Genomic DNA, 22,069 nt, shown 5'->3' with positions numbered 1-22,069 from the left:
GCGCCGGGTGTCCCCGGCGCCGCACGAGGGGTCAGACACGCTGCGCCTGCAGCAGATTGATGCCCGGGTACGCCTGCGGCCGGACTCCGGTGAGCTTCTTCGGATTCCAGGCGGTCATCAGCTCCGTGTGCAGGACGGGGTACAGCACTGCCTGCTCCGCGATGACGTCGAGGTACTGGTGCAGCAGCGCCAGCTTCTTCGTCGGGTCGGGCTCCCGGGTGGCCCGGTCCATCAGCGCGAACAGGTTCTTGGCGTCCGGGCTGGTGTCCCACTTGGTGTACTTCATCCAGGTGCCGCCGGAGGTGTAGTTGTAGCGGAGGATCAGGTCCGCGTCCAGGCCGAACTGGTTCGGGTTCGATGCCGCGGCGACCACCTGGTAGGACTGCGACTGGTCCATCTTGGTGAACAGCGCGGCGGTGTCCTGCGGTTCGAGCGTGGTCTTGATGCCGACCGCTTCCCAGGAGTTGGCGATGGTGGGCAGGCAGTCGGCGATCCAGCTGACGTTGACCGCCATCAGCGTGACGGACAGGTTCGTCACGCCGGCGGCCGACAGGAGTGCCTTCGCCTTCGCGGGATCGTAGTTGTAGACGGTTTTCGCCTTGGCGTACGACGCGTTCTGCTCGTTGAGGAAGCTGGTCGCCGGCGTGCCGTGTCCCTTGAGCGCCACGTCGATCATCTTCTTGGTGTCGATCGCGTAGAGGAGCGCCTGGCGCACGCGTACGTCGTCGAAGGGCTTCTGGGCCGTGTTGAACATGAGGAACATGTGGTTCATGCCCTTGCCGCCCTCGACGGTCAGCCCACCGCTGCGCAGCTGGTCGATGTTGGCGTACGGGATGTTGTCGGCGATCTGGGCCTCGGCACTCGCGCCGGAGATCTTCGCGACCCGGGCGGGTGCTTCCACGATGGACAGCCAGTTCATCTTCTTGATGGCGGGCTTGCGGGGGCCGTTGTAGTCGGCGAACGCTTCGAGCACGGTGTTGGACTTCGGGTTGTGCGCGACCATCTTGTAGGGGCCCGAGCCGACCGCCTTGCCGCCCTTGGCCGCGTCCCAGCCGCCGGGCGCGCCGAAGACGTGCTTCGGCATGATCTTGGCGATCGTCAGGCGCTGCAACGCATCGGGGAACGGGAAGTTGAAGACCAGTTCGACGCTCGTGTCGTCGACCTTGCGCACCTCCTTGAGCCAGGTCCCGAAGAAGGAGTAGGTCAGCGTCTGGGCGGCCGGGTCGAGGATGCGCTGGAAGGTGAAGAGCACGTCGTCGACCGTGACCGGCTGCCCGTCGTGCCACTTGGCCCCCTGCCGCAGCGTGAACTTCCACGTGGTCGCCGAGGTGTCGGCCGGCAGGGCGGTGGCCAGGGCCGGATAGGGGTCGCGGGTGATCGGGTCGGTGTCGACCAGTCCCTCGTAGATGTGGTTGATGGCGGCCATGGAGAAGGCCGACGCGGTCATGGTCGGGTCCCAGCTCTGGTTGTTGCCGTATCCGATGACGGCGGTGACGAGGTCCTTGTCGCCGCCGGCTCCGGCGGAGCTGGTCGAAGCGGGGCCGCTGCAGGCAGACAGAGTCGCGGAGATCGCCGCTGCGGCGCTCACCGCCCCGCTGTAGCGCAGGAAGTCGCGGCGGCTGAAGACTGGCCGAGAAACCGGGGCGCTCACGGTGCCTCCTGTGGTGGTGTGGTTCCGGCTTATCTGATCTATTGGGGTCGCAACATTGGACGTCCCACGTCCCACGTCCTGTAGAGTGGAGGCTAGGGGCCGACCTCGGTCCCGGTCAAGAGCAAATGACCAGGAGATGTCCGTGGTGTTTCAGCACGATCGTCAGCGCGACTCGTCCGGTCGACCGTCCGGGATTCGCCCCGCTCCCACCGGTGCGCGCCGTCGACACAGCCGCGCAGTCGAGGTGCAGGAGGCGGTCAAGGGCATCATCCTGCAGCGCGGATTGACCACCGGGGACCCGCTACCGACCGAGTCCGAGCTGATGGAGGAACTGGGTGTCGGTCGCAACTCGATCAGAGAAGCCCTGAAGGTCCTGCAGGCCGTCGGCATCGTCGACATCCGCCACGGTTTCGGGATGTTCGTCGGGCACATGTCCCTCAACGGCCTGGTCGACGAACTGGCCTTCCACAGCCGCATCACCCTGCAGGACGAGCGCAACCATCTCGGCCACCTTATCGAGATCCGCGAGATCCTGGAGAGCGGGCTGGTGCAACGCCTGATCGACCAGCAGGACGATCGGGACATCGCGCCCGACCTCGCCCCGGCCCGCGACGTCATAGCGCAGATGGAGAGCGAGGCCCGGGTGGGCCCGGTCTCTCCCGAGACCGACCGCCTCTTCCACGACGTGCTCTACCGTCCCTTGGGCAATCCGCTCGTGGGTCGGCTGCTCGGCGCGTTCTGGGAGGTCTATCACCAGCTGAGCGACGACCTCGGCCCGCCCGACGAGACGCCCGCCGACGTGGCTCGTAAGCATCGCGACATCTACACGGCCGTCATCACGGGGGATCGCGCGTCGGCCGCGACGGCGATGCGCGCCCACTTCGACGGCGTACGCGCCCGGCTGGCCCGCCTCGGGCAACACTGACCAGCCCCGACTGCCGTGGTGGACTGTCGACGAGAGGAGAGTTGAGGCTGGCCGACCCGACTCAGGCCGCTTCGCCGTCGAGCGGCTTCGCCGCCTGGGCCGCTTCGGCACGGGCGATGCGCTCCTTGACGTCGCGGAAGTGCCGTTGCATCGCCTCCTGGGCGGCGGACGCGTCCCCGGCGCGCAGCGCGTCGACGATCCGCCGGTGGTTGCCCACCGTCACGTCCATGCGCTCGTCCGGCGCTCCCAGCAGCGGCTCAACCTGGTGGTAGACCTGCCAGAACAGGTCGATCAGCTGCAGCACGAGCTCGTTGCCGCAGGATTCGTAGAGCAGCGCGTGGAAGGCCCGGTCCGCTTCGAGATCGGTCTGCATCGCGGTCACGAGGGCGTCGAGCGCCGCCAGGCGGCTCGGACTGGTCGAGCCGGCGACCCGCGCGACGAGCGCGGTCTCCAGCATCTCCCGCACCTCCACCAGGTCATGGAGCGCGCGGACGCCGTGCGGGCCGGAGCGGATCCGGAACTCCAACGACGGGCCGAGCACATCCAGCGAGGCGCGACCGACGAAGGTGCCGAACCCGTGGCGGATCTCGACGATGCCCAGCGCCTGCAACGCCCGGACCGCCTCACGTACGCTGTTGCGACTCGCCCCCAGCAGGTCCATGAGCTGCGGTTCGGTCGGCATCGGAGCGCCGGGCTGGAGCTGACGATCATGGATCAGGGCCACGATGCGGTCCTGAACCGTCTCGCCGTTGCGTCTGGCCATCCCGTGCCTCCAGGCTCTTCCGCCGCTGCCGACATCCTACGTCCGGAAAGCGCGCTCAGCTGAGGAGCAATCTACACGTGGCCATGTCATCCGCCGCTGGACATCCCATCTCTCGCCGAGTGCCTGGCGGCCGTCGGCGCGTGACCGGTGAACCCATTCGGCACACGTGGCGGTGCCCCGCCAGGCGAGCGCTGGCGGGGCACCGGCGCCGCGGCTACTGCTGAGGCGCGATGGTCGTGAACGGAAGGCGGAGCCGGAGCTGGCCGGCGATCGGGGTGTTGTGTTCCCGGATGTCCCGCAGCTCCTCATCGCTGAGGGCGCGGCCGTAGATGCGGAACTCGTCGACGGTGCCGTGGAACGGGTTGTTGAGGCCGTCGACGCGTCGGCCGAGGTAGACGCTGTGAATGCCGAACTCCTTGCCGGTGGTCACCGAGCCGCGGGGAGCGGCCAGGTCGGCGACGGTGGCGCCGTCGATGAGGACCCGGACCCGGGTCGCCGTGCGCTGCATGGCGACGTGGTGCCAGAGCCCGTCGTTGTACGCGCCCGCGATGGTGATGTTCGCGTCACCCTGGCCGGTGCCGACAACACCCCGGATGCGGTTGCTCGCCGGTTCGGCCCGCAGCCAGATCTGCGCGGCTCCCGTACCCACCTGGTAGAACCACCAGATCACGATGCTGCCGCTGGTTTCGCTGTACCGGAACCACGTCATGATCGTGAACTCGTCGTCCCCCAGGTCGACGTCCGGGTTGTACGGCACCTCCACGTGGTCGTCGACGCCGTCGAGCGCGAGCCCCGTGCCGTACCGCCCCTCGGCCAGCGTCGCGCCGCCGCGCACGTAGGCGGTGTTGTCGTAGCGCGGCGAGGCGTCCGGGGTCGTCGGTCCCGGCGCCGGGGGCGGTGGCAGGTCCGGCGGCGAACCGTTCGGGGTGTCGAGGTACGCCTCGTTGAACCTGACGAACTCGATCACCTCGTACAGGGCGGCCTCGCCGCCTTCGTACAGCACGCCGGCGACCGGTCCCGCGTCCGGGTCGGTCCCGATCTTGACCAGGTCGGAGTACCCGCCCGGACCCCAGGTGATGACCTTTCCTTCCTCCCAGGGCTCCCAGGTCCGGGCCTCGTCGTAGGAGGACCGGATCGTCAGGGCCTCGCGCTTTCCAGGATTGGCGGGTCCGGAGAACAGGATGCGGTCCCGCGCGTCACCTTCGTCGGTGGCGGTGAGGCGGAGCAGCGCCCCCTGCACGACCGGCATCGTCAGCTCGGGCACCATCTGGAACGGCGCGTCGTAGCTCTCGCCGCCGTCGCTGGAGATCGCGTACGCCCGGGTGCCCTCAGCCGTGCCCGCTTCCCGCACGTTGACGTAGATCCGCCCGTCGGTCAGCTCCACCAGCGTCGACTCGTTGACGAAGATGTCGTCGGTGGCGCCACCGGCGCTGGCGCCGAGGTGCCAGGTGTCGCCGCCGTCGTCGCTGTACCCGAGGTGGACGCCGGCGGTGCGGCGCCCGTCGGCTGCGAAGGACTCGTGGTTGGCGCTCATCACCAGCCGCCCGGCGTGCGGACCGCGGGTGAGCTGGATGGCGTGCACCGGGCCGGTTGCGTACCAGGCGGTCCACTCCGGCCGCGTCAGCTCGGTCATCTGCCGCGGCGCGCTCCAGGTCCCTCCGTGGTCGTCGCTGATCTGCAGGAACGGCACCCGGCCACCGCTCCCGGTGCCCGGGTTGTGGGTGGTGAACAGCACGACCCGGCCGGTCCTCTCGTCCACGATCGGCATCGGGTTGCCGTGCGTGTCGCCGTTGCCGCGCGACACGACCTGCAGCGGCCCCCAGGTACGGCCGCCGTCGTGGGACCGCTTCAGCACCAGGTCGATGTCGCCCCGGTCGTCACAGTTGTTGATCCGACCCTCGGCGAACGCCAGCAGGTCCCCGTTGGTGGCCTTCACGATCGCCGGAATCCGGAAGCAGAAATACCCGTCGGTTTTCGCGGTGTAGACGGCCTGTTCCTCGTGGTACGGCTCGGCGGCGTGGGCGGTGCCGCTGGTGAGCAGAGCGGCAGCCATCGCCGCGATCACCATGGTGGACAGCAGTCGACGGCGGGTGTGGCTGTGTCTTTGTCTCGTCATGAAAAGCGATACCTCCACTGGTCACCGCCGGGGCGGATCGTGTCGAGCGGCAGGTGGATCGTCACGGATGAAGAGTTGCAGGACATCCTACGTCCTACGACGGGCATCGCAAGCCCTCCGGGCGACTTGCCGGTCAGCCTCGTCGACGCGTTCGTTTCGAGGCTCGTCGACCAGCGCGGTATGAGGCAGTTTCACATCACCGTCCAGGGCGGCCTCGAAGCCCATGACGTCTTTATTCCCTGCATGTCGCCCGTTGAGGCGATCTGCCTACGTCGATCCGGCGCCGCGCCCGTGGCGCGCCTGCAGCGAGCCGAGTCGCGATCGGACAGAAGATCGGACAGCGGTTGACCACGGCAAGGGCGGGGAGCAAACTCGTTGACGATCGGGAGGAGATCCCATGTCCTACGTACGAAGAATGACGAAAACCGCCGGCACCGTGCTCGCGCTGGTGCTCGGCCTGACAAGCCCGGCCGCCGCAGCGGGCCAGGACGCCCAGTCGACGGCATCGCCGGATGCCTGGGTCGGCACCTGGTCGACCTCGGCTTCCGGCACCGTGCCCAACCTCCCCACCGGATACGCGGACCGGACCATCCGCAACGTCGTGCACACCAGCGTCGGTGGTTCCGGTGTCCGGGTCTCGCTGACCAACGTCCTCGGCACGGTGGCGGTGCGGATGGACGCGGTGACGGTCGCGGTCGCCGCCGCGCCCGACGCGCCGGACGCGGTCGCGGGCACGATGCGACCGCTCACCTTCGGCGGCGCGCCGTCGGTGACCATCCCCGCCGGCGGCGAGGTGCTGAGCGACCCGGTCTCCCTTGCCGTGCCGGAAGATGGCGGCCTCCTGGTCAGCGTGCACACCCCGGTGCCGTCCGGACCGGTGACCTATCACCAGGTCGCCAACCAGACCTCGTTCCTGTCGCAGAACGGTGATCACGCGGCCGACGAGTCCGGTGCGGCGTTCACCGAGAAGATCACCTTCTGGCCGTACGTGAGCGGCGTGGACGTCCTGGGAGAGGCCGAGGGCGCAGTGGTCACGCTCGGCGACTCGATCACCGACGGGAACAACTCGACCCGGAACGCGAATCACCGCTGGCCGGACTACCTGGCCGACCGGCTGATCGCCGAGCCCGGGCCGACACGGCTCGGCGTGCTCAACGCCGGCATCAGCTCGAACCGCCTGCTCACCAACACCTGGAACCCCAACGCGATGTCCCGGTTGGATCGCGACGTGCTGACCGCGACCCGCGTGCGCTCGGTGATCGTGCTCCTGGGAATCAACGACATCGGCGGCCAGCCGCAGCACCACGAGCCGTCGGAGATCATCGCGGCGCTGCGCCAGATAGCGGCTCAGGTCAGGGCGAAGGGGCTGCGGGTCACCGGTGGCACGCTCACGCCGTTCGGCGGGTCGAGCAACTACACCGAGGAACTGGAAGGCGTGCGGCAGTCGGTCAACGACTTCATCCGCCACGGCGGCGCGTTCGACGCGGTGGCCGACTTCGACGTCGCGTTGCGGGACCCCGCGGCACCGAACCGGTTACGGGCGGAGTACGACTCCGGCGACCACCTGCACCCGAAGGACGCCGGCTACCAGGCGATGGCGGCGGTCGTTGACCTGGACAAGCTCGACACCCGCCCGCCGGGTCACTGGGTCGGCACCTGGCAGACGGCCATGGCCCGGACGACGCCCGGCGCCGACCAGGGCATGCCGAACCACTCGATCCGCAACGTGGTGCACACCAGCGTGGGTGGCGATGCGGCCCGGGTGCGCCTGTCCAACGCGCTCGGCACGGCACCGGTCCTGATGGGACGAGCGACGCTGGCGGTGGCGGCCAGGCCCGACGCACCGGACGCGGTCGCCGGCACGATGCGCGAGCTGACCTTCGGCGGCGTGCCTTCGGTGACCATCCCGGCCGGCGGCGAAGTGCTCAGCGACCCGGTCTCCCTTGCCGTGCCGGCGGACGGGGACCTGCTGGTGACCGTCTACACCCCGGCGCCGTCCGGCCCGGTGACCGAGCACCCGCGCTCGTACCAGACGTCGTTCATCTCCTCCGACGGCGACCACGCCGCGGACGAGCAGGGCACCTCGTTCACCCAGCCGACCACGGCCTGGTACTACGCGACAGCCGTGGACGTCCGGTCCAGCTCCACGCACGGCACGGTGGTGACCTTCGGCGACTCGATCACCGACGGCGACAAGTCGACCATCAACGCGAACGTGCGGTGGCCCGACGTCCTCGCCGACCGGCTCGCCGCCGAGCCCGGACCGACCAAGCTCGGCGTGGTCAACAGCGGCATCAGCGGCAACCGGATCCTGGACAGCAGCACCGGCACCGGGATCGGTGGCCCGAACGCCTTCGCCCGCCTGTCCCGCGACATGCTGACCACGTCCGAGGCGCGCACGGTCATCGTGCTCGAGGGCGTCAACGACATCCTCAACCTCGCACACCCCGACCCGGAAGCCCTGAAACTCGCCCTGCGGCAGATCGCCGCCCAGGCACACGCACAGGGCCTGCGGGTCGTCGTCGGAACCATCACGCCGATGAAGGGCTGGCGTTCCTGGACCGAGGAACGGGACACCGTGCGGCAGGCCGTGAACGAGTTCATCCGCACGAGTGACGACTTCGACGCCGTCGTCGACTTCGACGCGGAGGTGCGGGACCCGGCCGACCCGCAACGGATCCACCCGTCGTACGACTCGGGCGACCACCTGCACCCGTCGGACGCGGGCTACCGTGCGATGGCTGAGGCCATCGACCTCGGAACCCTCCGCTGAGTGCTGGCTGCGTGCTGCCCCACCCGGGTCGGCACGCAGCCACCCACCGGCGCGGCCACGCGCGGCGCAGGGGAAGCTCTGCCGGAGCTCTTCCAGGTACGTCGATGGGCGCCCCAACGGGGCCCGTTCCCCTGGACCAGCGTCCAGTACCAGGGTGTCCACATCTCAGGTGGAAGCCCAATCCATAGCTTCGGCAGTGCGTGTCCTACGGCCATTCGGCAACTCCATCCTGGAATCGGCTAGCCCCGCCGGAGGCAGCTTTCGCTGCAATACTGCTGCGATGTTGATGTGGATCGGGCGGGCCGCGTCTCTGCTTGTGGCGCTCGCGTTGGCAGGTGTCGGTGTGCTGCTTGTCTACGGCTCCTGGAGCGCTTGGGATGGTCTGCCGCCGGACGGGCCGCCTCTCGGCGATTCTGATCGGGCCTACGAGATCGTCACCGCCTTGTCCGGTCTGAGTCTCTTGGCCGGCGGCATCTGGATCGCTGTCCGAGTCGGCCGCGGCATGCGTCGGCGCACAGCGTGACCTGAACCCCCGCTGCTGCTGCCGCCCCGAGGCTCCCATAAAGGTCAAGGGGCGCCCAGCCGGACCACTGGTGGGATGGCCTGACGTCCGATCGCTGATCACGCGACACCAGGCTGGAGCAGGATGACGGCTGCATGCGGGCATGGCCCACCGCCGGGGTGGATAGGCGCCGACGGCGGTAAGGCTCACCACCGCCGGGCCTTTCGATAGCCGGCAAGTCTCAGTTCCTGACGTTCTCGGCTCTGGATGGTCGTTGCCGAGGTAGGCGGAAGCCTGCGGTGATCAGCCAGGCGAGGCCGGTGAAGCGGGCGATCGGGAGGAGGATGGCCGCGTTGTCGATGAGCAGGCTCAGGGTGGCGATTTCGGCGACGGCGGCGATGACAGGCCTGACCAGGCAAGCCAGCGTGGCAGTAGCCGGGCGAGGAGGCCGGGCACGGCCACGCCGGCGATCAGTAGACCCAGCGGCACCACGTGCCCGACGCCGCCGGTGGCGAAGGTGAGGTATTGCAGAGGGCGCACGAGGCCGGGCTCGCCCAGCACCTCGGGTTGGGAGGTGACCCAACCGAGCAGGTCGCAGAGGGCGAGGAATCCGGCGGAGAGCGTCCCGCCGATGAGCGCGATGGTCGCGCCGGGTGCCCGAACGCCGAGTTGGTGCAGGCGCCCGGACGCGGTCGCGGTGTAGATGGCCAGCGGGATGGCGGCGGCGGTCCATCGACACCGCCCACGAAGACGACCTCTGCGCCGCCCTCAGCACCGACGAGCGGTCCCAACTCGCCAGCCTGCTCCAGCGGATCGCCGACCAGCAGGGACTCGTTCCGCACGTGCACCCCGGATACCGACACCTGAGCGCCCCGCGGTGACGACCACTTCAAGCCATCGGTTCCAGCTTTGGTGATCGGCGTAGGCAGGCCTGTCCGGGCGGTGCAGGCCCGGGTGTGGGAGCGGATCGAGGCGTCCGGTCAGCCGCGCAGCAGCCCGTCGATTGTCTGGCGCAGGCGGGGCCATTCGTCGGGAATCGCGTACGTGGCCGCGTTGAGCAGGTCGAGCGGTTCGTCCACGTGCGGGCCCGGCCCGGCGGTCGCGGCGTAGAGTCCGTGGACAGCCGACCGGGCGTTATCGCCGCCAGTGGCCTGCGACCGGAACATCCGTGAACGCATCTCTGGGTCGAGCGGCACGCCTCGCTCGATCGATTCCACCGTCGATGCCACTGCCTCGGGGTCACTGAAGGTGAATCGGTCGGCAAGGGCCCGCGCGACCAACGTGAGGGCGGCGCGGCGCGTGGGCTCTGGCGCACTCCGCAGCCGGGAGTCCAGGTCAGGGTCCTTGTACCCGAGCTGGCCCGGCGGCGTCGGGTCCCTCGGGATGTCCCCGATCATCACCGCCTGGCCATGCTCCTCGAGGCCGTCGACCCAGCCGGCGTCGAGCCGGACGCCGGTGCGCCGCTCGACGAGTGCCATCGCCTCAGCGTTGAAGTCGGCGCCTGCCAGGTCGCCGGCGTCCCACCGGCGGCGGGCTTCGCGCAATCCGTCCAGGTCGTTGTCGAGAACGTCTGGCTGCTCACCGTGGCGCCGCCCGGGGTCGTTCTTGTCCACCCACGCCAGGACGTTCCCGTAGACGGCGTAACTGATGCCGCCGTTGCCGTTGATGGTCCAGTCGATGTTGTGCACGCGGGCGCCGTCGCTGAGCCAGCGCAGGACCTCCCGACGGGCGCCCTCGAAGCCGTTGGGCTGGAACATCACCACGGCCGGGCCGACCTGGGTCAGGTATGCCACCTTCGCCTCATCGGGCATCCCGGGCCGGAAGTCGTTGACGTGCGGGAAGTGGATCTCGGTCAGGTCGACTCGCTTGCCGCGCAGCCGTCGCAGGACGATGTCCTCCGTAACCGGCACGCTCGCCGGTTGGATCACCGTCCAGCTCAGCCCTTCGGCGTACCAGGAGCGCTCGTCGAGGAATTGGCGGTAGTACGCGACCACGGCGTCGGACACGCCGGGCAGATTAACGCTTGGAGGCGACAAGATCCGGAAATTGAGGGGCCATGGGGCCTGGATGAGGTCGACTACGCTCCTGGCATGTTGACCACGGTCTTCGCCGTGACGGTCCGCCGCCGGCGGCTGATCCTCACCATTGCGCTTGTCCTGGCCGTGGTCCTGGCAGTCGGCCGCCGACCGTCGAGCCGGCTGGACCTGATCCTGCTCAACGCGACCTTCCTCGCCTGTGTGCTGGCGATGTTGCTGGCCGTGCTCGCCTCGCGGCGACCACGTCCGGCGGCCTTACTGGTCAAGCCCGAGGTTCGGGCGTTCGCCACTGAGCCGAGCGCCTTCCAGATCTGCATGGCCGTGGGGCTCACGTTCTTTTCCTCGCTATTCCTGGGCACTGGCCACCTGGCGGGCATGGGCCTGATCAATGTTCTGCCGTTCCTCCTCCTCGTCGCCGTCGGTCTCCACCTTGCCGGCGGCTGGCGCGGGGTTGCCGTCGAGCTGCGACCGGACGGCGTCTGTCAACGCGACTTCGCCGGATCCTTGACTGTGCCGTGGGAAGCCCTGGCACCCGGCCGTCCTGCCCGGCCAGCGGTCAACGCCTCCGCGTTGGCCCTGACGTACGCCAGACCGGACCTGGTACGCCGCCGCGGCATCCTCGTCCTGGGCCGGCGGCAGCTGCGTATCGACAACGTCCACCCGTGGTTCATCGCCGACACGATCCGGCACTACGTCGACCACCGACAGCACCGGGCCGCGATCGGCGAACCAGCCGAATACCAACGGCTCTGGCAAGCGTTGACGTCGCCGCCCACTGGCCCCGACCACGCGCACGCTTCCTAGGCCCACTGTCAAGCAGGTGCTGGGACGGATTCGTCAAGCACGTAGTGATATCTAAAACAGGTCAAGGCGTCGGTGGGCAAACCACGGCAGTGGTGGCCCTCGGCCGACGGCCGCCGCAACGGCAGCGCTTCCACGAGGCGGTCCTCGACAAGGGGCTGCCGTTCACGCCGGCGGATGACCGGCGCGGAGGCGAAGCTGGCGATGACACGGCGGCGCCATGCCTTGGATGCTCGCCGGAAGCTGACGAACGCGAGTGTGTAGATCGGGAGGACCAGCCGAACTCGCCCCGCCCTACTCACTCAGCTGGCGGTGGGTCGTTCTCCGCCGGAGAAGACGTTGCCAACGCGCCGAGGGTGAGGGGAGACGAGACCGGGCGTTCGGCGAAGCCGGAGGTGGGGGAGGCCTCTTGACCGAGGATGCAGCCGATGGCGTAGCCGCAGGTGCGTGCCTGGCAGTAACCCATGCCGGCTCGGGTGAGCATCTTCGCCGACCGGCCGTCGTGCGCGTCGAGGTCCCGTTGCATGGACCGCAGTGCCCCGAAAGGAACCTCCTCGCAGCGGCAGACGGTCGTGTCGTCGGACAGCCGGTCCACCCATCCTGCGGGCACCGGGTGGGACTGGTGCATCGCCTGCGCGAAGCGGCGCAGCGCCGCCCGCGAGCGGCGCAGTCGAGGTGCGACGGACGAGGCGCCCGCCGCGACGGTACCGGCGATCTCGCCCTCCACCGTCGCCAGCGCGGCGCCGCCGACGCCGCAGGCTTCGCCGGCGACAAAGACGCCCTCGACGGATGAGCGCTGCTCGTCGTCGACCTCGCACACCAGTGACCCGTCGACATCCACGCGCGTCGCGCAGCCGAGCGCCAGCGGCAGTTCCAGTTGCGGGGTGAAACCCCACCCCACGGCCAGCACATCCACCGCGATCGTGCGCTCACTGCCGGGTACCACCCGGCCCTTGTGGTCCAATCGCATGGTGGTGACCCGTTCCAGGGCGTCGGTGCCGTGGGCGGAGACCACGACGGACCGGGTACGGACCGGGATGCGCTGCCGCGCCAGCACCCGGGCGTAGCCGGCGCCCTCACCGAGCTTGTTCACATTACGGATCACGGCGCCGAGCTCACTCAGCCACGCCAACGGGGAGGCGGCCTCGTGAACGCCCACGACGTTCGCTCCCGACTCGGCCAGGCCGGCCGCGACCGGAAGCAGGAAGGGGCCGGTTCCGGCCACCAGCACCCGCTGTCCGGCAACGACGGCGTGACCCTTGAGCAGGGCCTGCACGCCCCCCGCCGTCATCACGCCCGGAAGATCCCACCCGGGGAACGGGATCTGACGGTCGTACGCCCCCGGGGCCAGGATGAGCCGACGGCTGCGGAGCTCGGCCGCTCGTTCGCCCCCACCGGTCCGGTCGATCACGTGCACGACGAAGCCGTCCCGGTCGCGGGTGACCGTCCAGACGTGGTGCTGGGAGAACTGGGCGACGGCCCGGAGTCCGGCCACAAGACGGTGATATGTCGCCAGGTCGTGATGGAGGTGGGCCACCTCGGCGGCGGACACGCCATCGTCGTTGGGCGCCGGGTGGCGCCAGTACTGGCCCCCGGGTGCCACGCCGGCGTCCACGATGGCCGTGCGGGCGCCGGCGCGGGTGGCGCTGGTCGCGGCGGCCAGCCCGGCCGGCCCGGCGCCGACCACCAGCACGTCGAACATCCGCTCAGACTTCGAGGTCACCGTGACCGGTTCCTTCCTGCGTGCTGACCTCCATGCCCGGCTCGGCGAGGCGGAGGCAGGCACGTTCGTTCGGGCGCCCGTCGACGACGACGAGGCAGTCGAAGCACACGCCGATACCGCAGAACAACCCCCGCGGCCGGCCGGCGCGTCGGGTGCTGCGCCACGACCGCACCCCGGCCGCGGTCAACGCGGCGCCCACGCTCTGCCCTGGCCGGAAGGGGATCTGGCTGCCGTCGAAGGAGAAGTGTGGCTGGCTCATGTGGTCACCTGCGCGAACCTCGATGGCGAGAACGCCGAGGGGTCGATGTCCGGCTGACCGTTGGTCAGCAGCTGGCTGATCAGCTTGCCGGTCGCCGGGGCGAGACCGATGCCGGCGCCTTCGTGCCCGCAGGCGTGGAACAGCCCGGGAACCCGGGGGTCTGGACCGATGACCGGCAGGTGGTCTGGGCAGTAGGGGCGGAACCCGCGATAGGTCCGCATCAGCCTTACGTCGGCGAGGAAGGGGAAGATGCGTACCGCCAGCGAGGCCAGCCGCCGCAGCACCGCCACGGACACGGTGTCGTCGAACCCCACCCGCTCCCGGCTCGCGCCGATGAGGACGGTACCGCCCTGGGTACCTTCGACCACGGTGGACGTCTCCAGCCCGGCGACGTCGGACGCGACGTTCTCGACGTAGTCGGCGGAGTACACCTTGTGCCGGACCACCCGGGGCAGCGGCTCGGTCACCAGGATGAACCCGCGGCGGGGGAGGATCGGGATCGGCGCGCCGAGCCGTTCGCCGACCTGACCACCCCAGGTGCCGGCGGCGTTGACCACGGCGTTGGTGGGATAGCTGCCGGTGCGCGTCCGGACCGCCGTGACGCGTCCGTCCGGGCCCCGTTCGGCCGCCACGACCTCCTCGCCGCGGACCACCGTGGCGCCGAGGGAGCGGGCCGCCGCGAGGAGTGACACCGCCGCCAGTACCGGCTGTACCTGCATGTCCTGGGGGTAGAGGACTCCTCCGGGCAGGTCCGGGGCGAGGTTCGGCTCGTGGTCGTGGAGCTGGTCCGCGCTCACCGCGACCGTCTCCACGCCGGTGGCCCGTTGCCCCTCGGCGAACCGGGTCAGGGCCGTGGCACCCGGATCCGAGGTGGCCACCACCAGGCCACCCTTCTCTTCGAGTTCGAACGGGTCGGGGCCGTGCTCGGCGGCCAGTTCCAGCCAGCGCGTACGGGACGCCAGAGCCAGGCTCAGTTCGGGGCCGGGCTCCTTGTCCGAGACGAGGATGTTGCCCTCACCGCGGCTTGTCGTGCCGCCAGCCACCGTCCCCCGCTCGAGGACCGTCACCGACAGCCCCTCGCGCGCGGCATAGTAGGCGCAGGCCGCCCCCACGATGCCCGCTCCGACGATGACCACATCAGGCATGCCTTTTCTCCGTCCAGCGCTGGTAGGCCAGATCGGCCACCACGAGGTCCTGCCAGCCCATGCCGACGCTCTTGAAGACCGATGACCCGGTGGTGGGTGCCAGGTGCACCGCGTCGCGAAGCTCGATGAGGCTGTTCTCGCGGACGACGCCGGCGCGTACGGCCTGAATGATGTCACCCGCTTCGCGCAGGGCGACGCCGGCGGACTCGACCACCACCCGTTCGGCAGAGCTGATCGTCGCGTCGTCGAGTTCACGGGCGTCCGGCTCGTGGGAGCCCACCGCGACGACGCAGGTTCCCGGGCGCAGCCGGCGGCCGTCGAAAAGCGGCTGGCGGGCTGTGGTGGCGCACACCACCACGTCCGCAACCGCGACGTCCTCGTGGCTGCCCACGCGCGCGTCCAGACCGCTGCCCCGAACCCGGGCGACCAGGGCCGCCGCACGGTCGGGGTCCCGGCCGACGACCGTGACGTCGCCGAGGGGGCGAATGGCCCGCAGCGCCTCCACATGCCCCCACGCTTGCGGGCCGGAGCCGAGCACGACCAGGTGCCGCGCCTCGGGCGCGGCGAGGTGGTCCACCGCGACCGCGGAGACAGCAGGGGTTCGCAACGTCGTCAGGGCCGTGCCGTCCAGCAGCGCCACCGGGGTCAGCGTGACCCGGTCGTACAGCACGTAGAGCGCCTGGACGCGGGGGAGCCCGCGGTCGGAGTTGCCCGGAGCCACCGTGCTCAGCTTCACGCCCACGACGGCTCCGGTCTCGGCGGGCATCAGCAGCAGCTGTCCGTGTGCCACGTCGTGAATGGAGCGCTGCAGTGACGCCCGCGGATCGAGCCCGCCGGAAAGGGCCTTCGCCAGTGCGGTGACGGCATCGGCGAACGGCACCAGGCCGAAGATGTCGGCCTCGTCGAGGTACGGCAGTGTCGCGGTCATCGGCTCTTCACCATGATGGTCGCCGCAAGGGGTGCGGAGTGGGCAAGGACGGCGGCTCGGGTGCCGGTGCGCAGTCGTGCCAGGTCGTCGTGGGCGAGCTGCACGATGGGCAGTGCGGTGTCGTAGATCTCGGCGGCGACCAGGGCCCCGATCACCAGGATCGCGTCGCACTCGGCCAGGAGCAGGGCGGCCGGCGCGTGGCCGGACCGGATCAGCTCCGCGAGCACGGCGGTGGAGGAGCTGGATCCGCGCCCGGCCTGCATTGTGAGGACCTGCCCGGCGACCGTGGCGCCGCGTTGCGGGTGGTGGGCGTCGACGATCACTCCGGAAGGGTCGACCCCGCCCCAGAACGAGAGCGGCTCGTCGAGCGCGAGTACGGCGCCGTTCGCCTGTCCCGGATGAAGGGAGCGGCCGGACAGCACCACCGGGTCATCCCCACAGCCGCTCATCGCGTACCACCCTCCCGGCTCTCGCCGAGGCGACACAATCGGCCAGGCTTCCCAATACGGTGTCGATGCCGAGGTTGGCCGGCGCGTACCAGGCCCACTTGCCCGAGTTCGTCATCACGGTGCGGATCCCGTCGCGCAGCACGGGCGTCACGTACGTGCAGGTGTCGGTGAGGATGCGGCCACCCGCGTCGCGCACCGCGTCGGCGTACCCGCGTGCCTCCGCCTCGGCCAGCACGGCCCGGCTGGTCGACACGAACACGTCAACCGACGGGCTGAACGCCGCTCCGCCCCGCAACTCGAGCGCCAGCGCCGCGAACTCGGAGAGCGAGAAGTGCGGGGTGCCGAGACTGATGGCGTCGAGTGATTCCGTAGCGGCGCTACTCAGCCGCTCGCGCGCTCGGCTGAGGTCGGGTGCCGTCACCGGCACCGTGGTGGCCTCAGGCCCGAGCACCGCGTCCAGCGTCGGCGCCTCCGGGGTCACCCCCACAACGTGGAACAGCGCGACGCCGCCGGCGGACGCGGCGGTCGCGCCGAGCGCCTTGAGCCGGTCCTCTGTGACCCCGCCGTCGTTCAGGTCGCCGGGCAGACCGGTGAGGGCCGCGACCCGGGTTCCGGCGAGCTCGCCGAGCAGCGCCCCGATCGCGGGCCAGGCGACGTCGTCGTCGAGCAGCGCGGCGGGGACCGCCGAGAAGTCGAGCACCAGCGCGGCGGCGCGGTTCCGCTTCAGGTGCAGGCCCGAGTAGGGGACCCGGCCGGCAACGCCGGCGGCGATGTCGATGAAGTCGCCGTACCGGTCCGTGCGCGCCCCGAGCACCGAGTTGACGAAGGCGATGGCGTTCGACTCCGCCCACGCCACATGGCTGCCTTCTGCCGGGCGGTGGCCGGACTGGTACGGCGCGCACGACCAGATCGGCTCGCAGCCGAGGGCCACGTGCGCGTCCATCAGGCGCCGGCCGTTCTCGGCCACCTCGGCGTCGGCGCGTACCAGTCCGGGATGCAGCAGGTCGAGCGAGCCGACGTTGAGCGTCGTGCGCACCCGCACCCGGGCGCCGAGCGAGACCAGCCGCTCAGTGAACTCCAGCCCCGCCACGCCGTGGTACAGGCAGCCGTCGGCGTGCGCTGACTCGATCGGCACCAGTCGTGCGGCCCCGTTCGCGCGCGCGACCCCGACGAGCAGCCGCATGCACATCGCGACGGCCGGGCCCTGCTCTCCGGCCAGCATCGACTGTTCCTCGGCCGTGAGGACCGGGCCGTCGGCGCCGGGCATCAGGCGCCTTCGCCGGGGGCCAGCGTCACAGTGTGCAGCGAGGTGAAGAAGTCCTGCGCGGCCTTGCCCTGCTCGCGGCCGCCCACACTGGATGCCTTCTCGCCGCCGAACGGCAGGTAGAAGTCGACCCCGGTGGTCGGTGCGTTGACCTTCACGAGGCCGGCCTCCAACGCGTCCGCCGTGGCGAGGGCGGCGGTGAGATCGCGCGTGTACACGCCGGCGGCGAGTCCCTGTGGAACATCGTTGGCCACCGCCACCGCTTCCTGGAGCGTAGGCACGGCGTGCAGCGTGGCGATCGGCCCGAACACCTCGTCGCACGAGAGCGGGTGATCGGCGGGGACATGCTCGAGCAGGGTCGGACGGACGAACCAGCCGGGGTCGTCGGTCGCCACGCCGCCGGCCAGGAGACGGGCCCCGGCCGCGGTCGCGCTGCCGGCGGCGGCCAACACCTTGTCCCGGGCGGCTTCGTTGATGACCGGCCCCACCGCGGTCGTCGCCTGCGCGGGGTCGCCGAACCCCAGCGCCTCGATCGCCGCGACGAGCGCGTCCCGCAACGGCGCGACGTCCCCGACGACGATCACCCGCTTGGTCGCCGTGCACTTCTGGCCGGCGAACCCCATCGCGGCCGCGGCGATCTGCCTGGCGGTGGACTCCACGTCGGCGTCGGGCAGGACGATCGCCGGGTTCTGGCCGCCCATCTCCGCCTGTACCCGCACCCCGCGGGCCGCGGCCGAGCGCACCACGTCGCCACCGACCGCCGTGGATCCGGTGAACGACACCACGTCGGCCTCGGCCACGATCGCCCGACCGGTGTCGCCGTCACCGGGAAGGACCGTGAACAGCCCCTCGGGCAGCACCTCGTCGAGCAGGGTGGCCAGCCGCAGCGCCGTCGCCGTCGCGTCCGGCGACGGCTTGAGCACCACGGCGTTGCCGAACGCCAATGCCGGTGCGGCCTTCCACAGCGGGATGGCGATCGGGAAGTTCCACGGGGTGATGAGCCCGGCGACGCCGAGCGGTCGGCGCCGGGTGAAGAGCAGACCGAGGGCCGACGGCTCGTGCATCGCGCCCACCGGGTCGTACACCTGCTGGGCGTAGTAGCGGAGGATGGCCACCGCCCGAGCTACCTCACCGCGCGCTTCGCCGAGTGGTTTGCCGACCTCGCGAACCGCCAGTCGGGTCAGTTCGTCGGATGCTGCCGCCACCGCGTCGGCAGCGTCGGACAGTGCCTGCGCCCGGGCGGCCGCGGGGCCGCGCCCCCACTGGGCCTGGGCCGCGCGAGCGCGGGCGAACGCCTTCGCCACCTCGTCGGCACTGGTCACAGGCGCCTCGGCGACGAGGTCTCCGGGTGCGTGCGGTGAGTAGCTCTTGATCACGAAGGCTCCCTCAGCGTCGGTACGTGGGCCGGGTGGGGATGAGGTCAGGTCAAAGCAGGAAACCCGCCGGGAACGGGTCGTCCGGATCGAGGAAGTACTGTGCCGTGCCGGTCAGCCAGGCGCGCCCGGTGATGGTCGGTACCACTGCGGTGACGCCGCCGGCGAGCCGCGTCTCCTCGACGAGCCGGCCGATGAAGCGCGTCCCGATGAAGGACTCGTTGACGAAGTCGACGTCCAACGCCAGCTCGCCACGCGCGTGCAGCTGCGCCATGCGCGCGCTCGTGCCGGTACCGCACGGGCTCCGGTCGAACCAACCCGGGTGGATGGCCATCGCGTGGCGCGAATGCCGGGCATCCGAGCCGGGAGCGATGAGCTGTACGTGGTGACATCCGCTGATGTCGGGGTCGTTGACGTGGACCGGGCGGTCCTGTTCGTTGATCGCTTCCATGATCGCCAGCCCGGCGTCCAGCAGCCGCTGCTTGTGTCCCCGGTCGAACGGCAGGCCGAGGTCCTCGAGGTGGACCATCGCGTAGAAGTTGCCGCCGTACGCGAGGTCGTAGCGGACCGTGCCGAAGCCGGGCACCTCGACCGTCGCGTCCAACTGGTGGGAGTAGGACGGCACGTTGCGAATCGTGACCGCCTTGGCCGCGCCGTCGGAGACGGCGACCTCCGCGACGACGAGGCCGGCGGGCGTGTCCAGGCGGATCGTGGTGACCGGCTCGGTCACCTCCACCATGCCGGTCTCCACCAGCACGGTGGCGACCCCGATGGTGCCGTGTCCGCACATCGGCAGGCAACCGGACACCTCGATGTAGAGCACGCCCCAGTCGGCGTCGGGCCGCGTCGGCGGCTGCAGGATCGCTCCGGACATGGCGGAGTGCCCGCGTGGCTCGTACATCAGCAAGGTGCGGAGGTCGTCGCTGTTGTCGAGGAACCAGCGGCGGCGCTCCATCATCGTGGCGCCGGGCAGTGGTGCCACGCCGCCCGTGATGACCCTGGTCGGCATGCCCTCGGTGTGCGAGTCGACGGCGTGCAGCAGTCGGCGTGCGCGCATGTCTCAGGCCAGTCCGGCTTCGAGGGCCGCCTCGGTCGCGGCGCGGACCGACTGCTCCTGCTCGGCGGTCAGCGGCTGCCGCGGCGGTCGGCAGACGCCGCCCTTACGGCCGACGATGTCCATGGAGAGCTTGATCGCCTGTACGAACTCGGTCTTCGAGTCCCAGCGCAGCAGGGGGTGCAGCAGCCGGTACAGCGGCAGCGCGGTCTCCAGGTCCCCTGCCACGGAGGCCTCGTACAGCGCCACGGTCGACTGCGGAAAGGCGTTCGTGTATCCGGCGATCCACCCCTTGGCGCCCGCGATGCCGACCTCGAGGACGACGTCGTCGGTGCCGATCATCAGGTCCAGTCCGGGCGCGAGTTCCGAGATCTCGTAGGCCCGACGCACGTCGCCGCTGAACTCCTTGACGCCCACGATGAGGCCCTCGTTGTACAGCGTGGCGAGGATCCGAGGCGTCAGGTCGGTCTTGGTGTCGATCGGGTTGTTGTACGCGGTCACCGGCAGGCCGGCCTTGCTGATCTCGCGGTAGTGCTCCAGGACGGCCCGCTCGTCCGTGCGGTACGCGTTCGGGGGGAGTGCCATGACGGCCTGCGCGCCGGCCTCGGCCGCCTGCTCTGCCCAGCGCCGCGACTCCAGGGCGCCGTAGGCGCCCACGCCCGGCATGACGACGAAGCCCTCGGGTGCCGCCTGGACCGCCACCTCGACAGCCTTCGCGCGCTCCTCCCTGGTCAGCACCTGGTACTCGCCCAGGGATCCGTTCGGGGTCACCCCGTGGGCGCCGTTCTCGGCCAGCCACCGCACGTGGTCGGCGTAGGCGTCGAAGTCCACGGACAGGTCGTCGCGGTAGGGCAGGGCGGCCGCGACGAGCACGCCGTGCCAGGGGCGGGTACGGGCAGCGGGGGAAACAGTCATGTCAGAGAGCCCTTTCGTGACGGTCAGTAAAATATCACACAGCAGCTCGCCGTGCTCAAGTCAAGCTTCGGTAACACCTCGACATGCGCCTCTAGAGCGACGATGTGCTCTGTGCCATAGTGCTGTGCTACGTCACACAGCAGTGCTGCCGATCGCTACTTGGGCCGTCCGGGTGTCGGTCCTTGAGGGAAGTGGGTTTTGGACAATGACCACATTTCTGACCCGCCGGCTGTCGCGAGTCGCCCTCGTGGGCGGCGCGGCGGTGGCGGCCATGATGCTCTCCGCATGTGGTAACGGGCTCGCCTCGGGAGGGGGCGGGTCGTCGGACGACGGGCCGATCGTCCTCGGAATGCTGACTCCGCTGTCGGGGAGCAGCTCGGCCATCGGCCCGTACATGAAGAACGGTGCGCAACTCGCCGTCGACGAGATCAACGGCAAGGGCGGCGTCAACGGGCGCAAGCTCGAGCTCAAGGTCGAGGACGAGGCGTGCGACGCCAAAAGCGCCACGGCGGGCGCCAACAAGCTGGTCACCGAGGGTGTGAAGATCTCGGTCGGCGGCTACTGCTCGGGGGCGACGCTCCCGACGCTGCCGATCTTCGAGAGGGCCGACGTGCCCATGCTCATCCCGGCCGCCAACTCCAACGAACTGGTCAAGCAGCACAAGAAGAACGTCTTCCTGATCAATGGCACCGGCGTGCAGCAGTCCGATGCGGCGCTCAAGTTCATGAAGAAGGTGGGTGCCACCAAGGTCGCCCTCATGGACGACAACACCAGCTACTCCAAGGACATCGCGGACACCACCGCCAAGCTGCTGACGGGTTCGCCGGCGCTCGCGGGACGCGAGTCGGTCACCGCGGGTGAGAGCGACTACAGCGCCAACGTCCACGCCATCCTGAAGAGCCAGCCGGACTTCATCTACTGGACCGGCTACTACCAGGAGGGCGGCCTCATCATCCGCCAGCTGCGGCAGGCCGGCTACACCGGCAAGATCATGGTCGCCGACGGATCGGTCGACCAGAAGCTGGTGGACATCGCCGGCCCCGCGGTCGCCGAGGGCGTCTTCGCCACCATGACGCAGACCCCGGACACGATCCAGGGCGCCGACAAGTGGATCGCCGACTACAAGAGCAAGTTCGGCGCCGACCCCGGTCCGTACTCCACCCAGGCCTACGACGCCGTCCGGGTGGCCGCCGAGGCGGTCAAGCAGGCCGGCTCGACCGACGGCAGCGCGGTCATCAAGGCGCTCGAGGGGATCGACGGTTTCCAGCTGTTCTCCGGGCCGCTGAAGTTCACGCCCGACCACACGCTCTCCAGCGGTGGCTTCCAGATCCTCGTGGTGGAGAACGGCAAGATCGTCCTCAAGGACACCCTGCAGTAGACCGTCTGCTCCCG

Annotated in this window: 18 protein-coding genes; 5 read left to right on the top strand and 13 right to left on the bottom strand. The window is 70.0% G+C overall.

All coding sequences use genetic code 11. From position 1 onward, the window contains the following. Nucleotides 1–31: 31 nt before the first annotated feature. Nucleotides 32–1,651, bottom strand: a complete 1,620-nt coding sequence (locus ACGFI9_RS05255; RefSeq protein WP_393175130.1) for an ABC transporter substrate-binding protein — start codon at nucleotides 1,649–1,651, stop codon at nucleotides 32–34. Nucleotides 1,652–1,793: 142 nt separating this feature from the next. Between ACGFI9_RS05255 and ACGFI9_RS05250 the strand changes: the two genes are divergently transcribed. After that, entirely contained in the window at nucleotides 1,794–2,576 is a 783-nt protein-coding gene (locus tag ACGFI9_RS05250) for a FadR/GntR family transcriptional regulator (protein WP_393175128.1), read from the top strand. Nucleotides 2,577–2,637: 61 nt separating this feature from the next. On the opposite strand, the gene ACGFI9_RS05245 is transcribed toward ACGFI9_RS05250, so the two are convergent. Both ACGFI9_RS05245 and ACGFI9_RS05240 read right to left on the bottom strand, forming a co-directional pair. Beyond that, a complete protein-coding gene (locus ACGFI9_RS05245) occupies nucleotides 2,638–3,339 on the bottom strand; it encodes a FadR/GntR family transcriptional regulator (RefSeq protein WP_393175127.1) in 702 nt (233 codons plus the stop codon). A 214-nt stretch (nucleotides 3,340–3,553) separates the two neighbouring features. Then, nucleotides 3,554–5,455: an exo-alpha-sialidase gene (locus tag ACGFI9_RS05240; protein ID WP_393175125.1), complete on the bottom strand. Its 1,902-nt coding sequence runs from the start codon at nucleotides 5,453–5,455 to the stop codon at nucleotides 3,554–3,556. A gap of 415 nt (nucleotides 5,456–5,870) precedes the next feature. On the opposite strand from ACGFI9_RS05240, the gene ACGFI9_RS05235 reads away from it, so the two are divergent. Continuing rightward, nucleotides 5,871–8,228: an SGNH/GDSL hydrolase family protein gene (locus tag ACGFI9_RS05235; RefSeq protein WP_393175123.1), complete on the top strand. Its 2,358-nt coding sequence runs from the start codon at nucleotides 5,871–5,873 to the stop codon at nucleotides 8,226–8,228. 280 nt (nucleotides 8,229–8,508) lie between these two features. Then, a complete protein-coding gene (locus tag ACGFI9_RS05230) occupies nucleotides 8,509–8,751 on the top strand; it encodes a hypothetical protein (RefSeq protein ID WP_393175121.1) in 243 nt (80 codons plus the stop codon). A gap of 959 nt (nucleotides 8,752–9,710) precedes the next feature. Here ACGFI9_RS05230 and ACGFI9_RS05225 read toward each other — a convergent pair. Next, the gene (locus ACGFI9_RS05225) at nucleotides 9,711–10,736 is read right to left on the bottom strand and encodes a DUF6461 domain-containing protein (protein WP_393175119.1); all 1,026 of its coding nucleotides are present in this window, start codon (nucleotides 10,734–10,736) and stop codon (nucleotides 9,711–9,713) included. A gap of 84 nt (nucleotides 10,737–10,820) precedes the next feature. On the opposite strand from ACGFI9_RS05225, the gene ACGFI9_RS05220 reads away from it, so the two are divergent. Then, nucleotides 10,821–11,570, top strand: a complete 750-nt coding sequence (locus tag ACGFI9_RS05220; RefSeq protein ID WP_393175117.1) for a hypothetical protein — start codon at nucleotides 10,821–10,823, stop codon at nucleotides 11,568–11,570. Between the two features lie 295 nt (nucleotides 11,571–11,865). On the opposite strand, the gene ACGFI9_RS05215 is transcribed toward ACGFI9_RS05220, so the two are convergent. The 9 genes from ACGFI9_RS05215 to ACGFI9_RS05175 are packed head-to-tail and all read right to left on the bottom strand — an operon-like array spanning nucleotide 11,866 to nucleotide 20,677. After that, on the bottom strand, nucleotides 11,866–13,290 hold the full coding sequence (locus ACGFI9_RS05215) for an FAD-dependent oxidoreductase (protein ID WP_393175115.1): 1,425 nt from the start codon (nucleotides 13,288–13,290) through the stop codon (nucleotides 11,866–11,868). Further along, nucleotides 13,274–13,549 (bottom strand): (2Fe-2S)-binding protein, encoded by a 276-nt coding sequence (locus ACGFI9_RS05210; protein WP_393175113.1) that lies wholly within the window; start codon nucleotides 13,547–13,549, stop codon nucleotides 13,274–13,276. Before ACGFI9_RS05210 ends, ACGFI9_RS05215 begins: the two co-directional genes overlap by 17 nt. Beyond that, nucleotides 13,546–14,694 carry an NAD(P)/FAD-dependent oxidoreductase gene (locus ACGFI9_RS05205; protein WP_393175111.1) on the bottom strand — a complete coding sequence of 383 codons (1,149 nt, stop codon included), beginning with the start codon at nucleotides 14,692–14,694 and terminating at the stop codon, nucleotides 13,546–13,548. The genes ACGFI9_RS05210 and ACGFI9_RS05205 overlap by 4 nt, the downstream gene beginning before the upstream one ends. Then, entirely contained in the window at nucleotides 14,687–15,622 is a 936-nt protein-coding gene (locus ACGFI9_RS05200; RefSeq protein ID WP_393175109.1) for an ornithine cyclodeaminase family protein, read from the bottom strand. The genes ACGFI9_RS05205 and ACGFI9_RS05200 overlap by 8 nt, the downstream gene beginning before the upstream one ends. Further along, on the bottom strand, nucleotides 15,619–16,071 hold the full coding sequence (locus tag ACGFI9_RS05195; RefSeq protein WP_393175107.1) for an aconitase X swivel domain-containing protein: 453 nt from the start codon (nucleotides 16,069–16,071) through the stop codon (nucleotides 15,619–15,621). Before ACGFI9_RS05195 ends, ACGFI9_RS05200 begins: the two co-directional genes overlap by 4 nt. Then, nucleotides 16,052–17,338 carry an aconitase X gene (locus ACGFI9_RS05190; protein WP_393175105.1) on the bottom strand — a complete coding sequence of 429 codons (1,287 nt, stop codon included), beginning with the start codon at nucleotides 17,336–17,338 and terminating at the stop codon, nucleotides 16,052–16,054. The genes ACGFI9_RS05195 and ACGFI9_RS05190 overlap by 20 nt, the downstream gene beginning before the upstream one ends. Next, on the bottom strand, nucleotides 17,338–18,711 hold the full coding sequence (locus ACGFI9_RS05185) for an aldehyde dehydrogenase family protein (RefSeq protein WP_393175103.1): 1,374 nt from the start codon (nucleotides 18,709–18,711) through the stop codon (nucleotides 17,338–17,340). Before ACGFI9_RS05185 ends, ACGFI9_RS05190 begins: the two co-directional genes overlap by 1 nt. A gap of 49 nt (nucleotides 18,712–18,760) precedes the next feature. Next, entirely contained in the window at nucleotides 18,761–19,765 is a 1,005-nt protein-coding gene (locus ACGFI9_RS05180) for a proline racemase family protein (RefSeq protein WP_393175101.1), read from the bottom strand. A gap of 3 nt (nucleotides 19,766–19,768) precedes the next feature. Continuing rightward, nucleotides 19,769–20,677, bottom strand: coding sequence for a dihydrodipicolinate synthase family protein (locus ACGFI9_RS05175; RefSeq protein ID WP_393175099.1), 909 nt, complete (start codon nucleotides 20,675–20,677; stop codon nucleotides 19,769–19,771). A 205-nt stretch (nucleotides 20,678–20,882) separates the two neighbouring features. Here ACGFI9_RS05175 and ACGFI9_RS05170 point away from each other — a divergent pair, with 205 nt between their 5' ends. Continuing rightward, complete coding sequence (locus ACGFI9_RS05170) at nucleotides 20,883–22,055, top strand: branched-chain amino acid ABC transporter substrate-binding protein (RefSeq protein WP_393175097.1); 1,173 nt, start codon at nucleotides 20,883–20,885, stop codon at nucleotides 22,053–22,055. Nucleotides 22,056–22,069: the final 14 nt, after the last annotated feature.

Source organism: Micromonospora sp. NPDC048930, from assembly GCF_043197935.1.
Lineage (GTDB): Bacteria > Actinomycetota > Actinomycetes > Mycobacteriales > Micromonosporaceae > Micromonospora.
This window is presented reverse-complemented; position numbering and strand designations above follow the sequence as displayed.

Coding starts and splice junctions, on each gene's coding strand:
- ACGFI9_RS05230 (WP_393175121.1), top strand. CDS start 8,509: ATGTTGATGTGGATCGGGCGGGCCGCGTCTCTGCTTGTGGCGCTCGCG.
- ACGFI9_RS05210 (WP_393175113.1), bottom strand. CDS start 13,549: ATGAGCCAGCCACACTTCTCCTTCGACGGCAGCCAGATCCCCTTCCGG.
- ACGFI9_RS05235 (WP_393175123.1), top strand. CDS start 5,871: ATGACGAAAACCGCCGGCACCGTGCTCGCGCTGGTGCTCGGCCTGACA.
- ACGFI9_RS05170 (WP_393175097.1), top strand. CDS start 20,883: ATGACCACATTTCTGACCCGCCGGCTGTCGCGAGTCGCCCTCGTGGGC.
- ACGFI9_RS05195 (WP_393175107.1), bottom strand. CDS start 16,071: ATGAGCGGCTGTGGGGATGACCCGGTGGTGCTGTCCGGCCGCTCCCTT.
- ACGFI9_RS05200 (WP_393175109.1), bottom strand. CDS start 15,622: ATGACCGCGACACTGCCGTACCTCGACGAGGCCGACATCTTCGGCCTG.
- ACGFI9_RS05180 (WP_393175101.1), bottom strand. CDS start 19,765: ATGCGCGCACGCCGACTGCTGCACGCCGTCGACTCGCACACCGAGGGC.
- ACGFI9_RS05205 (WP_393175111.1), bottom strand. CDS start 14,694: ATGCCTGATGTGGTCATCGTCGGAGCGGGCATCGTGGGGGCGGCCTGC.
- ACGFI9_RS05190 (WP_393175105.1), bottom strand. CDS start 17,338: ATGCCCGGCGCCGACGGCCCGGTCCTCACGGCCGAGGAACAGTCGATG.
- ACGFI9_RS05240 (WP_393175125.1), bottom strand. CDS start 5,455: ATGACGAGACAAAGACACAGCCACACCCGCCGTCGACTGCTGTCCACC.
- ACGFI9_RS05220 (WP_393175117.1), top strand. CDS start 10,821: ATGTTGACCACGGTCTTCGCCGTGACGGTCCGCCGCCGGCGGCTGATC.
- ACGFI9_RS05245 (WP_393175127.1), bottom strand. CDS start 3,339: ATGGCCAGACGCAACGGCGAGACGGTTCAGGACCGCATCGTGGCCCTG.
- ACGFI9_RS05175 (WP_393175099.1), bottom strand. CDS start 20,677: ATGACTGTTTCCCCCGCTGCCCGTACCCGCCCCTGGCACGGCGTGCTC.